Raw genomic sequence first — 12,770 nt, forward strand, 5'->3', positions numbered from 1 at the left:
CCATGCAAAAAAGAGGGAAGGCTGTCGCCTTCCCTCTCTCGTCTTGGTGACACTCACCGGGCGCTCGTCCGGGTGAATGGAAGCCCTCAGGCCAGCTCGGCGCGCAGCGCCCGGGTCGCATCGACCATCACCTTCAGGGCTGCGGTGGTCTCTTCCCAGCCGCGGGTCTTGAGGCCGCAGTCCGGGTTCACCCAGAGCCGGTCTGCCGGGATTTGTTGTGCAGCCTTGCGGATGAGGTCTTCAATCCAGCCCTGGCTCGGTACGTTCGGCGAGTGGATGTCGTAGACGCCCGGGCCGATCTCGTTGGGGTAGTTGAAGCGCTCGAACGCTTCGAGCAACTGCATCTGGCTGCGGCTCGTCTCGATGGTGATCACATCCGCGTCCAGCGCCGCCACCGCCTCGATGATGAGGTTGAAGTCGCTGTAACACATGTGGGTGTGGATCTGGGTGCTGTCCACCACCGGGCTTGCACTCAGGCGGAAGGCGCGCACCGCCCAGTCCAGATAGGCCTGGTGATCCTGCTTGCGCAGGGGCAGCCCTTCGCGGATCGCCGGCTCGTCGATCTGGATGATCTTGATGCCGGCGGCTTCCAAGTCAGCCACCTCGTCGCGAATGGCCAGGCCAATCTGCAGGGCGGACTGCTCGCGGCTCACGTCTTCCCGCGGGAAGGACCAGCAGAGAATGGTCACGGGGCCGGTCAGCATGCCCTTCACCGGCTTGTCGGTCAGGCTCTGGGCAAACTTCGTCCACTCAAGGGTCATGGGGGTCGGACGGTCGATGTCACGGGTGATCACCGGCGGCTTGACGCAGCGGGAGCCATAGCTCTGTACCCAGCCAAATCGGGTGATGGCAAAGCCGTCCAGCAGCTCCCCGAAATACTCCACCATGTCGTTGCGCTCGGCCTCGCCGTGCACCAGCACGTCCAGCCCGATGGCCTCCTGGCGCTCAATCGCATCCTTGATCTGGGCCTGGATGCCCGCCTCGTAGGCCTGGTCATCGATGCGCCCGGCACGCCAATCCTGACGCAGCACCCGGATTTCAGAGGTCTGCGGGAAGGAGCCGATGGTGGTGGTGGGCAGGAGCGGCAGCTTCAGATCCGAGCGCTGCGCGTCGGCACGCACCGGGTAGGCGCTCTGGCGATCGAAGTCACTGTTGGTCAGGCTGGCGAGGCGCGACTGCACCACCTTCTTGTGAACCCGGCTGTCAGACTCCCGATCCACGATGGGCTGGCTGTAAGCCTCGATTTTGTCCAGGGCGCCACCGTCCAGGTAGTCGGACAGCAGCCCCAGCTCATAGCACTTTTGCAGGGCAAAGGCGAACCAGCTGCGAGTCTGGGGATCCAGCTCGTGCTCCAGGGTCAAATCCACCGGGCTGTGCAGCAAGGAACAGGAGGAGGCCACCCAGAGGCGCTCGCCAAGCTTTTCTTTCAAGGCCTTGAGGGTCGGCGCCAGCTTGGCCAGGTTGGCACGCCAGACGTTGCGGCCGTTGATGACACCCGCCGAGAGTACCCACTGTGCCGGCAGGTGCGGGACCAGGGTCTCCAGCTGCTCGGGGGCTGCCACCAGATCCAGGTGCAGGCCGTCCACCTTCAGACTGGTGATGATGTCGCGCTGATGGGCCACGGACCCGAAGTAGGTGGTGAGCAGCAGCTTGCAGGGGCCGCTCAGGCGCTCATATGCCTTGAGGTAGGCCAGGCGCCACTCGTCCGGCAGGTCCAGCGCCAGAGCCGGCTCGTCGATTTGCACCCACTCCACCCCCTGGGCCGCCAGTTTGGCCAGGATCTCCTGGTAGACGATCAGCAGGCGATCCAGCAGTTCGAGGCGGGAGAAGCCGCTCTCTTTCTCCTTGCCAAGCCACAGGTAGGAGACGGGGCCCAGCAACACCGCCTTGGCCGGCAGCCCAAGGGCCTTGGCCTCTTCCACCTCGTCAAAGAGCTGGCTCCAGCCCAGCTTGAAGCGCTGGTCACGGTAAAATTCCGGCACTAGGTAGTGGTAGTTGGTGTTGAACCATTTGGTCATCTCGGCAGCGGCCGCCGCCGGGCCGGTCGGCGCACGGCCACGGGCCACCCGGAACAGGGTGTCGAGGTCGGTGTCGCCGTGGCGGTGACGGGCAGGCACGGCGTCCACCAGCAGGCTGGTACCCAGCACCTGATCGTGCCAGGCAAAATCCCCCACCGGCAGCAGGTTGACCCCGGCGGTACGCTGGGCCTGCCAGTGGCGCTCACGCAGGCTCTTGCCCACGGCGACCAGCTCGGCCTGGGTGGTTTCGCCACGCCAGTAGGATTCGAGGGCAAATTTCAGTTCGCGCTTGGCGCCGATACGGGGAAAGCCCAGGGTGTGTGCGAAGGTCATAGGTTCCATTCCTTATGCTCGTTTATCTGATGAGGATCTGGATTGTTTGGCCATCCAGATGTTTACACATCCAAAATGACAAGATAAGGTGACCTTGGCTATTGAATCCTCTTCAACTGGCTCTCAAGAATTTCTCAACTGACGCACAAAGGAGCAGTGCCATGGTCGCGCCCACCCCATCCAGCCCCCCTCAGAGCAGCAATCTGGGCATCGATCTCAAACACCTGAAGACCATCAGCGCCCTGGCCGAGCAAGGGTCCCTGGCCGGGGCCGCACTCACCCTCAACCTCACCCAGTCCGCCCTCTCCCACCAGCTCAAGGAGCTGGAGACCCGCCTCAATCTGGAGCTGTTTCTTCGAAAAAGCCGCCCTCTGGTGCTGACGGCGGCAGGCCAGCATCTGCTGGCCCTGGCCCGTCAGGTGCTGCCCGCCCTGGCCCAGACCGAGCGCCAGCTGGTCGCCCTGCACAGCGGCGAGGCGGGCAGGCTGCATCTGGCCCTCGATTGCCACAGCTGCATCCAGTGGCTGCTCCCGCTGTTGCCGGACTTTCGCCGCCAGTGGCCCGGCGTGGATCTGGAGGTGGAGTCGGTGCCGGGTTTCGATGCCATCAGTGCCCTGCTTGGCGGCCAGCTCGACCTGCTACTCACCTCGGATGTACAGGCCCGCGGGGATCTTCATTTCGAGCCGCTGTTCGCCTTCGATCTCACCCTGGTGATGGCGCCGGATCACCCCCTCTGCCAGCAGCGGCGCATCACACCGGACGATCTGCGACCGGAGGTGCTGCTGGTCTACCCGGTGGAGCGGGCACGCATGGATGTGTTCAGCCGTTTCCTGCAACCGGCCGGGGTGGAGCCCGCCCGCTGCAAACCGGTGGACAACACCTCGGTCATGCTGCAGATGGCCGCCGCCGGGCTCGGCCTCGCCGCCCTGCCCCGCTGGGCCAGCGAGGAGTTCGTGCGCCAGGGCCTGCTTGAGGCGCGCCCTCTCGGGGAGGGCATTCGCCGCCACATGTATGGCGCCGTGCGCGCCGCCGACAAAGATCAGGCCTGCCTGCAGAGCCTGTTCGAGCGCATCCGCACCCGGATGGCGGCCCAGTAAGCCGGGCACAAAAAAGCCGCCAGGATCAGGCGGCTTTCATCACGGGTTGCCCGCGCAGACGAAGAGTCGGGTATCAGCATTCATCACCCCTCACCCCACCCAGCCTTCGCGGGCAGTTGCCACACAGTTCCCCATCCCGGCGCTTGTAGTGCAGGCAGCAGCGCTGGCGCACATAGCCCGGGAAGGCCTCGTCCCGGGGCAGGCCTGCTTCGCACCAGCCCGTCAGATGTGCCGACGGCAGGCCACAGGATTCAAGCCAGAGGGGAGCATGGGACCTCACCTCCTCCCGACTCACCTCCCCGAAGAAATCGGGCACCCGCACCAGGGCCGCCAGCAGATCGTCCGCCAGGAGCGGGCGCACGAAACCGGGGCGCAGCCGCTGCGCCGTCCCAAGGAGGGTGAACTGCCCCTGCCAGTGCGCCTGGAGTCGCTCCCCGGCCGTCTTGATCAACACGCCGACCTCCCCTTTGATCATGGGCTCGGCCGGCAGGGTAAAGCCCGACACCACGCCGGCCTCATGCCCCTGTCCCAGCCTGTCGAGGGCAGGCACGGCCTGATGGCGGTAGACGGCCACCATGGCGAGATAGATGGATTGCCAGCAGAGCATGCCCCAGCTGCGGGTGAGCCAGTAGGCGGGTCCCGCCTCCGGGTGTGCCTGCTGCCAGTGCGCATGGAGGGCTGCGGCCACCTCGGCCGACGTCGCTCCGGTGGCATCCGTCAGTGGCGGACGCACGTCACCGGCCGCCACCAGGTTCCCCTTGAGGGACGGGATCAGGCTGGCCGCCGCCGCGAACAGGGCCTGGTGATCCGAGACGAGGGCGCGTTCCGCGTCCGCTTTTTCCCGGCCAAGGCCGTGCTCCCGACCAAGGCCGCGCGGCACACCGCGCGCCTTCTCCTCGCCCATTCGTTGAAATGGCCCCGGGCGCGTGCCGGGGCGCAAGGTCAGAATGCGTATTTGAGTCGCGCCTCCACGCTTCGCTCGGCCCCGAACCAGCAGTTGTTCTGGTCGTAGCAAGAGTAGTAAGTCTTGTTGAACAGGTTGCTGGCGCCAAGCGATACCCCCATCCCCTTCAGGCTTGCGCTGAGGGCGGCGAGATCGTAGGAGGCGGACATGTCCATCAGGAGGTAGTCCGGTACCTTGTCGGTGTTGGCGGCATCCATCTCGGTCTCCCCCACGTAGCGCAGGCCGGCGCCCACTCGCATCCCCTCGAGGTTGCCGCCGGGGTAGTAGTTGCTCCACAGCGACGCCATCTGTCTGGGGACCCAGACCGGCGTCTTGCCCTGCAACGTGGTGGTGTCGCGCGTGATCTCCATGTCCATCAGGGTGTAGTTGAGGGCCAGATCCAGCTGGCTGGTGAGATCGGCTCTCCCCTCAAGCTCGATGCCCCTGGAGACCGTCTCCCCGGTCTGCAGCTTGGGCCCGTAGACATTGTCCGGATCCGTCACCAGGGCGTTCTTCTTGGTGATGTGGAACGCCGACAGGGTCGCCGTCTTGCTCATGTCGTCGGAGAGGAACTTGACGCCCCCTTCCCACTGATGGCCGGTCGCCGGTTTGAACGCCTGGCCCTGCTTGTCCGCCCCCGGCACCGGCTCGAAACTCTCGGCATAGCTCGCATAGGGGGAGAAGCCGCCATCCAGCTCATAGAGGGCGCCGACACGGAAGGAGAGGTTGTCCTGATCGAGGTGGGCCAGGGACTGGCTGTCTGCCCCCTGATAGAGGGTCCGGCTGTCGGTGTCCATCCGGTAGCGGTCGTAGCGGGCGCCGCCGATGGCCACCAGTCGATCGAGGCGCACCTGATCCTGCAGATAGACGCCGGTCTGGGACTGACGGATCACCTTTTTATCCTGGTAATTGAAAGTGAGTGCCTCTGGGACTATCTGGCTATGGTTCGGGTTGAAAATGTCGATGCTGGGCGCCGAGTAGTCGAGGGTATCCCGGTAGAGGATATGGGCATCCAGGTACTGGTAATCGACCCCAAGCAGCAGGTTGTGCTGGGCAGAGCCCGTCTGTACCTTGCCCGCCAGCTGGTTGTCGATGACAACGCCGCGAGAGTCTTCATCGGTGAGATAGGCGTTGCGGGCCAGGGTGCGGTTGTCCGCCGCCAGGGCCGCGTTGTAGGTGTTGCGCTGATAGGCGGACGCATCCATGTAGCGGGCATTTTGCAGCACCTGCCAGCGCTCGTTGAAGTCGTGGCTCAGCTTGTAGCCCAGCAGGGTCACGTCCCGGTTGTACTCGTTCCAGTTCTCGTCGCCAAGGAAGGTGTCGCTGCCAAGCTGCCCCAGGGGGTTGGACTTGGCCGAGCCGCTGGCGGGCACAGTGGTGTAGATGCCGGCCTCGGGATCCTTCTGGTAGTAAAGGTTGAGGTTCAGCAGGGTGCGCTCGCCGAGCTGCCAGTCCAGGGACGGCGCAAAGACGTAGCGCTCCTCCTTCGAGGTCACCGCCTGGCCATCCTTCTCCCGGGCCAGCCCCACCAGCCGATAGGCGACCTGCTCGTTGATGGCACCGGTGCTGTCGAGGGTCATCTCCTTGAGGGTGCCCGTGCCGGTCGCCACGCTCACGTTGTGCTTGCTCTCCCGCTGGGGGCGCTTGGCGATGAGGTTGACCATGCCGCCGGGGGGCATGCTGCCATAGAGCACCGATGTCGGCCCCTTGAACACCTCCAGCTGCTCGATGGCCACCGGATCTATCTGGGGTTGCAGGTTCCAGTCGTTGTACTGGAGCAGCAGGCCGTCATAGAAGTTCTGGTAGTTGTCAAAGCCACGGATGTTGAACAGATCCAGCCGGTTGACCGCCCCGCCCCGCAGCTCGGTGTTGACGCCGGGCACGTAGCGCAGCGCCTCGCTCACCGAGCTGACACCGCGCAGCGACAGGGTCTCCCCATCCACCACCGAGATGGCCTGGGGCGTCTCGATGGGGTCGAGCCGGGTCTTGGTCGCGGTGTTGCGATAGGTCTGGCCGAGCACGGTCAGGGTCTCGTCGGCGGTGGCCGTATCCTGGCTTTCGGGCGCGGCGGCCTGTACAGAGCCTGCAAGCAGGGTGGAGATGGTCACGGCGACCAGGGTCAAAGGGGGGTGAACAAGCTGCATCTGATCCTCGATTACTTACTGCATGTGAATAGTAACAAATATCATTTGCATTTTATTGTTCTATTTTGCCCCGATATTAACAATTTGGGGCATGTTGGCGCGGCAGCGGGGAAAGCGAGGGTGGCAGGCATGCCATCTGCTATCGGAGGCAACATGGCGACGCCGTCGAGGCTCTCAGGGAACACCCATCATGGCCGCCTGATGAAGGACACCGCCTTCACTTGCACAGCCAATTAGAAAGTAACCATCACATATTCAGAACATGGCGGCATTTTCACCACCATATTTACACTCATCTGACAAGTATGGTCGTGTGTGCCCTCCCCTTGTTGATCCTGGTCAATCGCTATTGATAAATGAGGCGATAGCATACCCACCCTTTTATCAGCCCTGATTGAGACAATACCAAGCCATCCGGCGATCGCACCCTGCTGGTGGAGCTGGACGGCTTCCACATCTTCGGCGCCTTGCAGGCCGTGATGGGGGAGGACAACCTCTTCTTCCTCCTCGGGGACCAGGCCCTCGATGGCCACGGCAGGACCCTGCCCGCAGCCCGCCTGCTGGAAGGGGGACAACGTCTGCAACAGAGCGATCCCACCGCTCATCCCTATCGCCTGGTGGCGCTCAACGGTTACAAGGAAGTGTTGGCGTTTGCCTGGGCGTACAACCAGGAGAACCTGCTTGCTGCCCCTGTGCTGGCGCTGTTGCTGGGGCTGCTCACCTTCTATCTGAGGGGGCGCAGCGGCTCCCCTCGCAGCGAGCTTGTCAGAGCCATGGCGGCCCGGGAGTTCATCCCCCATCTGCAACCCGTGATGGACAGGCAGGGGCGCCTGCGCGGTTGTGAAGTGTTGATGCGCTGGCGTCATCCCACACAAGGGATGATTGCCCCCAACCACTTCATTCCCCTCGCGGAGGAGTGCGGCTACATAATGCCGATGACCCGCCAGTTGATGGCCCAGACCCGGGATTATCTGGTCGGGGTGGCCGACAGGCTGCCCCCCGGCTTTCACGTCGCCGTCAATGTCTGCGCCCAGCACTTCAAAAACCAGGACATCGTCGCCGAGTGCCGCGACTTTCTTCGCGCCTTCCCGGGCCAGGTTCTGCGCCTGGTGCTCGAGGTGACGGAGCGGGAGATGGTGGATGCGGACGAGCAGACCCGCGTCATCTTCGATGCCCTGGACGAGCTGGGCGTGCTCATCGCCATCGATGACTTTGGCACCGGCCACTCCAGCCTCTGCTATCTGCAGATGTTCCATGTGGACATCATCAAAATCGATCGCAGCTTTATCAAGGGAATGAAAGAGGAAGGCCCCTCCCGCCATATCGTCGAAAACATCCTGGATCTCGCCCATCGCATGGGGCTGGCTCTGGTCGCCGAGGGGGTGGAGACCCAGGAGCAGGTCGAGATGGCACGCCACTATGGCATCGACTACTTGCAGGGCTTCTACTTCGCCAAGCCGCTGCCACCGGCCCAGTTCACTGAGCTCCTGGCCAGCGCCACACGCCCGGAGCCATCGCGGCTCCATGCCGGGGTGAGCCTCCTTCCCTAACGGGGGGCGACGGGCAGCCAGTACTCCATGGTGGCGTCGGGCTGCTGGCCGTCAAAGCCGGGGGCATAGCGCTCCAGCTCGAAACCGTCCAGCCCCCGGTATGCCGACTCCGGCAGCCAGTGCAGAATGAACCAGTGCAGGCTCTCCCCCAGCTGGGCAATGGGTCCTTTGTGGGTGAGCACGGCATACTCCTGAGCCGGCACGTTGAGACTCGACAGGCCGGGGGGCGTAGGCGCCGTCGTGGCCACCCCGGCCCAGTAAGGCAGCCGCTCCCCTGCCCCCGATACACCCACCACCCCCAGCCATTCCCTCGACAGGTCCAGCGCCCCCGTCTCGCGCAGCGCTCGCCAGATGGCGGGCACCGTCTGCTGAAAATCCGGTGAGGCATCGAACAACCCCCGGATCGTGCCCCTGACTCCCTGCAAGGTGAACGCCGGCAGGCTCTCTATGCGCACCTGCACCAGGTTGGGAGAGGCAGAGCGGGGGACCGCCGCCCGCACCAGGGGCGTGCGCAGCCCCAGCCGCAGGCCCCGCTTGCGATACGCCAGCGGCGAGCAGCCAAATTGCTGCTTGAAGGCGCGGCTGAAACTCACTTCCGAGCCAAACCCGTGATCCAGCGCCACATCCAGCACCCGCAGCCGGGTGGAAAGCAGCGCCTCCGCCGCCATGCTCAGCTTCAGCTCGCGCACATAGTGAGCCACCGTCTGGCCCGTCTCATGCAGGAATACCCGTTGCAACTGCCAGCGAGACCAGCAGCTCTGCCGGGCCAGCGCCTCCAGGGAGAGCGGCTGATCCAGATTGGCATGGATGTAGTCGAGCACTCGCTCGATGCGGGTGAGGTGGGCGCGCGCCTCGGGTGCCGGCTCACGGAGTGGGTGGGGAGAAGTCGGTGTCATGATGCGCTTGAGACCACGCCAGCAGAGGGCGCTCTGGCCCGGGAGGGCCACATTAAACAGGGGTGTCGCGCCGACCGCAAGGCCGGCGCACCGCCTGGCTATTCATCCCGCCCCGCTCAGGGTAGACGGCTCTGGCCATGCTCGGCAAAGTGGCTGCGAAGGGCGCTGATCACCCGCCGCACCTTCTCCGGGATCTCCCGCTGGGGGGTGATGGCATGGATCTCCATGGGAGGGGCTAAAAAGCCCGGCAGCAGCACGAGCAATCGACCGGTGGCGATATCTTCTTCTATTTCACCTTCCGGTTGCAGCGAAATCCCCTGCCCTGCCAGGGTGAACTGGCGCAGGGGCAAGACGTTGTTGCACAGCACCCTGGGCTTGGGCTTGATCTTGTGGGCCTCCCCCTTCTCGTCCAACAGCAGTATCCCACCCCCCAGCATGTCCGAGGCCAGCCAGTCGTGGGCCAGCAGATCCGCCGGGCTGCGCGGCGTGCCCTTGCGTGCCAGATAGGCGGGCGAGGCACACAGCAGCATCCGGGTCTGACCCAGCCTGCGCGCCACCAGGGTGGAATCTTCAAGCGTGCCGACCCGCAGCGCCACGTCGATGCGATCCTTGATGAGATCCCGCTTCTCGTCGTCGGCAATGATCTGGATGCACAGGCCCGGGTGCGCCTGCAGCAGCGGCGAGAGCGCCCGCGCCAGGGGCTGGCCCGCCATCCCCACCGGCGCGGTGATCCGCACTTCTCCGAGCAGGCTGTCGCGCACCTCCGAGAGGCGCAGCTCGGTGTCGTTCAGGGTCTGCTGCAACGACTGGCAGCCCTGCCACACCACCTCCCCCGCTTCGGTCAGGCTGAGGCGGCGGGTGGAGCGGTGCAGCAGGGGCAGGCCGAGCTGGCTCTCCAGTTGACTGATATGCTGGCTGACGGCGGACGGGGTCATGCCGAGGGCCTTGGCGGCGCCGGTCATGCTGCCCGCCTCCACCACGGCGGCGAAGATGGCGTAGCGTCTGAGCTGATCCATTATGAAGCCCTGCTTACAAGTGAATGCAATTTTAAGTGGATTATTAAATCACACTCGGGGGCGTAGGATAGCCCCATTCCCACAGTGAAGGAGAATTCCCATGAAGATTGCCCTCATCGGTGCCAGCGGTTTTGTCGGTTCAGCCATCCTTCAGGAGGCCGTCAGCCGCGGTCATCAGGTCACCGCCATCGTGCGTGACGTGAGCAAGGTCGCCGCTCACCCGCAAGTCACCGCCGTGGCGGTGGACGCCCAGGACAGCCAGGCACTGGCCAAGGTGCTCAAGGGGCACGATCGGGTGATCAGTGCCTACAACCCGGGCTGGAGTGCCCCGGACATCTACGATCAGTACCTCAAGGGGGCCAGCGCTATCGTGGCCGCCGCCAACGAAGCCGGGAGCTGGCTGCTGGTGGTCGGCGGTGCCGGCAGTCTGGAAATCGCCCCGGGCGTGCAGCTGGTGGACACCCCGGAGTTCCCGGCAGAGTGGAAGCAAGGGGCCCTCGCGGCCCGGGATGGTCTCACCGCCCTTCGCCGGGAAACCACCCTCGACTGGCGTTTCGTCTCCCCACCCGTGTTCCTCGAACCCGGCGAGAAGCGCGGCGGTTACCGCCTTGGCACGGATCAGGTGCTGTTCAGCGGCGAGCAGCCCGCCGGGATCACGGTCGGCGATCTGGCGGACGGGGTGCTGAACGAGGTGCAAGCACCGGCTCACCTGCGCCAGCGTTTCACCCTGGGTTACTGAGGAAAGGCGCGCCAGCAACCCTTCCCACGACAGTCACACGGAGGGAGGCGGATGCCTCCCTCCGTATTTTCTCTCCCGCGTTTATCCCGTCACGCCAATGTCGCCCTCACCCGGTACGGCAGATCGCCATCTGAGCCGCCCGTTGCTCGTTCCATTCGCTCAAGTCCGAATTCCATTTCGAATTTTGTATATAAGTGACTGCTCCCCGCCGCAAGCGGCGAGGCTTCCCACTTCTTAGGCCGCTACCGTCAGATTGACGGATTTACACTGGCCTCCATGGGCAGAAACGGCGAGCCCCGCCGCTTTTAATTCCAATATTCCTTGCTGTCGAATGTTTATGGCCGCGTTGATGTCGCGGTCATGCCCAACCCCACACGCTGGACATACCCACTGCCGCTGATGCAACGGCATGTCCGGCATCTTGTGGCCGCAATCGCTACACAGTTTCGAGCTGGCAAACCACTGATCAAGTTTGATTAGGTGGCGACCCGCCGCTTGTGCCTTGTACTCCAGCTTCATGATGAAACCATGCCAACCAGCATCGCCAATGGCGCGGGCCAGTTTGTGATTTTTCATCATGTTCGCTGATTTCAATGTCTCCACGATGATCGCTTGGTTTTCGTCAACCATCGTGTGAGAGAGTTTGTGCTGAAAATCGGCGCGGGCATTAGCTACCCGTTCGTGCAGGGCGGCCAGTTGCCGTCTTGCCTTGCCACGGTTGGCGCTGCCCTTTTTCTTGCGAGACAGGGCCTTTTGCTTTCGCCGTAAATTACGGCTCGCATTAATAAGGTGGCGCGGGTTATCCGTTTTTTTGCCATTGGATTGAATAAGGTAGTGTGACAGACCCAAATCATAGCCTGTCACCTCTGTGATGAGGGAGGGCTTGGCGGGAGCCTCACAGCCATCATCGCAAAGGATGGATGCATAGTATTTCCCTGTCGGGCTACGACTGACCGTGATACTGGATACCGCGCCGATAATATCTCGGTGAATGACAGCTCGGATGGGCGTCATCTTCGGCAATAGTATGGCATCGGCCAGCACTTTCCCATTGGGGTGGTAGCTCGATTGCCTGCCTCGCTTGCTCTTGAAGGTGGGCATCCTGGCCTTGAGCTTGGGGTTGAAAAAATTGGCGAATGCCTTATCCAGGTTGATTACCGCCTGTTGAAGAGCGAGTGAGTCATACAATTTAAGCCAGCTGTATTTACGCGACCTTTTTGCTACTGCAAGAAGAGGTTTTAGATCGCGTTTTGGCTTTAAAGACACACTATGGTGACGATACATGTGTTGCTGAATATGAAGCGCCTTATTATACGCAAACCGCACCGCGCCGAACTGGGCATTAATGAATGCTGCTTGTTCATCGGTGGGATATAAGCGTACTTTTGTGGCTCTTTTCACATTAATGACCCTGATGCAATGTGCTCTTATAATAATTCTTTATTTTTGAAATATCAAATACATATTGTCAATTTAATGATAAATATTTATACTGATGCAATGGCTTTGCTTTTTCGCAATCTGATCATTATCAAGGCATTCAGGAAGTGTGCGACATCGCAGAATAGAATACACCAAATTAGCTCCCCTTATATCCCCGCCCGATTGGGCGAGGGTTTACGGGGCAGTTGCTAAGAATATTTTGTTGCTTCCACCTTATAACCTCGAACAGTAGCATCACCCTCAACCCAAACGACGCCACTCAAGAAGAGTGCGCCCCAGTTTCGCAACACCCCGCACGCCGGGGCATGCAGACCCCGTTCACGGAAAGTGAGGAGATGCCCATGACCACCCCATCATTGCCGATCATCGATCTCGCCGCCCTCAAGGGCACCCCGGCTACACGCAGCCAGATGCTGGCGCAGCTTGGCCAGGCCGCCCGCGAAGTGGCAATGCTGTTCACTTAAGCGGAGCCGCATTGCGATTTACCGGAAAACGGGTCTTTGATATCTTCACCGCCCTGGGTCTCGATGGCCTGGGGCGTTTTTCTATGAACATGACGCCTATGCAGCCCCGCAACTCCGCCAACCTCCG

At 62.7% G+C, this 12,770-nt stretch carries 10 protein-coding genes and 1 pseudogene; 5 read left to right on the forward strand and 6 right to left on the reverse strand.

What is annotated here, in order from left to right:
* Positions 1–86: 86 nt before the first annotated feature.
* Entirely contained in the window at positions 87–2,351 is a 2,265-nt protein-coding gene (gene metE / locus J9892_RS13770) for a 5-methyltetrahydropteroyltriglutamate--homocysteine S-methyltransferase (protein WP_210538501.1), read from the reverse strand.
* Positions 2,352–2,512: 161 nt separating this feature from the next.
* On the opposite strand from metE, the gene J9892_RS13775 reads away from it, so the two are divergent.
* Entirely contained in the window at positions 2,513–3,448 is a 936-nt protein-coding gene (locus J9892_RS13775) for a LysR substrate-binding domain-containing protein (RefSeq protein ID WP_043156436.1), read from the forward strand.
* A gap of 73 nt (positions 3,449–3,521) precedes the next feature.
* On the opposite strand, the gene J9892_RS13780 is transcribed toward J9892_RS13775, so the two are convergent.
* Positions 3,522–4,352 (reverse strand): siderophore ferric iron reductase, encoded by an 831-nt coding sequence (locus tag J9892_RS13780; RefSeq protein WP_246876673.1) that lies wholly within the window; start codon positions 4,350–4,352, stop codon positions 3,522–3,524.
* A gap of 38 nt (positions 4,353–4,390) precedes the next feature.
* Positions 4,391–6,535 carry a TonB-dependent siderophore receptor gene (locus J9892_RS13785; RefSeq protein ID WP_210538502.1) on the reverse strand — a complete coding sequence of 715 codons (2,145 nt, stop codon included), beginning with the start codon at positions 6,533–6,535 and terminating at the stop codon, positions 4,391–4,393.
* Between J9892_RS13785 and J9892_RS13790 the strand changes: the two genes are divergently transcribed.
* Entirely contained in the window at positions 6,521–6,772 is a 252-nt protein-coding gene (locus J9892_RS13790) for a hypothetical protein (protein ID WP_201923027.1), read from the forward strand. The genes J9892_RS13785 and J9892_RS13790 overlap by 15 nt on opposite strands.
* Positions 6,773–6,969: 197 nt before the next feature.
* Positions 6,970–8,085 carry an EAL domain-containing protein gene (locus tag J9892_RS13795; protein WP_210538503.1) on the forward strand — a complete coding sequence of 372 codons (1,116 nt, stop codon included), beginning with the start codon at positions 6,970–6,972 and terminating at the stop codon, positions 8,083–8,085.
* On the opposite strand, the gene J9892_RS13800 is transcribed toward J9892_RS13795, so the two are convergent.
* Both J9892_RS13800 and J9892_RS13805 read right to left on the reverse strand, forming a co-directional pair.
* A complete protein-coding gene (locus tag J9892_RS13800) occupies positions 8,082–8,981 on the reverse strand; it encodes an AraC family transcriptional regulator (protein WP_202042383.1) in 900 nt (299 codons plus the stop codon). The genes J9892_RS13795 and J9892_RS13800 overlap by 4 nt on opposite strands.
* A gap of 116 nt (positions 8,982–9,097) precedes the next feature.
* On the reverse strand, positions 9,098–9,997 hold the full coding sequence (locus J9892_RS13805) for a LysR family transcriptional regulator (RefSeq protein ID WP_210538504.1): 900 nt from the start codon (positions 9,995–9,997) through the stop codon (positions 9,098–9,100).
* Between the two features lie 100 nt (positions 9,998–10,097).
* Here J9892_RS13805 and J9892_RS13810 point away from each other — a divergent pair, with 100 nt between their 5' ends.
* A complete protein-coding gene (locus J9892_RS13810; protein ID WP_210538505.1) occupies positions 10,098–10,736 on the forward strand; it encodes an NAD(P)-dependent oxidoreductase in 639 nt (212 codons plus the stop codon).
* Positions 10,737–10,970: 234 nt separating this feature from the next.
* On the opposite strand, the gene J9892_RS13815 is transcribed toward J9892_RS13810, so the two are convergent.
* The gene (locus J9892_RS13815) at positions 10,971–12,137 is read right to left on the reverse strand and encodes an RNA-guided endonuclease TnpB family protein (RefSeq protein ID WP_210538506.1); all 1,167 of its coding nucleotides are present in this window, start codon (positions 12,135–12,137) and stop codon (positions 10,971–10,973) included.
* A 383-nt stretch (positions 12,138–12,520) separates the two neighbouring features.
* On the opposite strand from J9892_RS13815, the pseudogene J9892_RS13820 reads away from it, so the two are divergent.
* Positions 12,521–12,625: pseudogene (locus J9892_RS13820) on the forward strand (isopenicillin N synthase family oxygenase); the annotation flags it as partial.
* Positions 12,626–12,770 lie beyond the last annotated feature (145 nt).

The sequence above is a fragment of the Aeromonas sp. Prich7-2 genome, assembly GCF_017939255.1.
Lineage (GTDB): Bacteria > Pseudomonadota > Gammaproteobacteria > Enterobacterales > Aeromonadaceae > Aeromonas > Aeromonas caviae.

Coding starts and splice junctions, on each gene's coding strand:
- metE (WP_210538501.1), bottom strand. CDS start 2,351: ATGACCTTCGCACACACCCTGGGCTTTCCCCGTATCGGCGCCAAGCGC.
- J9892_RS13775 (WP_043156436.1), top strand. CDS start 2,513: ATGGTCGCGCCCACCCCATCCAGCCCCCCTCAGAGCAGCAATCTGGGC.
- J9892_RS13780 (WP_246876673.1), bottom strand. CDS start 4,352: ATGGGCGAGGAGAAGGCGCGCGGTGTGCCGCGCGGCCTTGGTCGGGAG.
- J9892_RS13785 (WP_210538502.1), bottom strand. CDS start 6,535: ATGCAGCTTGTTCACCCCCCTTTGACCCTGGTCGCCGTGACCATCTCC.
- J9892_RS13800 (WP_202042383.1), bottom strand. CDS start 8,981: ATGACACCGACTTCTCCCCACCCACTCCGTGAGCCGGCACCCGAGGCG.
- J9892_RS13805 (WP_210538504.1), bottom strand. CDS start 9,997: ATGGATCAGCTCAGACGCTACGCCATCTTCGCCGCCGTGGTGGAGGCG.
- J9892_RS13810 (WP_210538505.1), top strand. CDS start 10,098: ATGAAGATTGCCCTCATCGGTGCCAGCGGTTTTGTCGGTTCAGCCATC.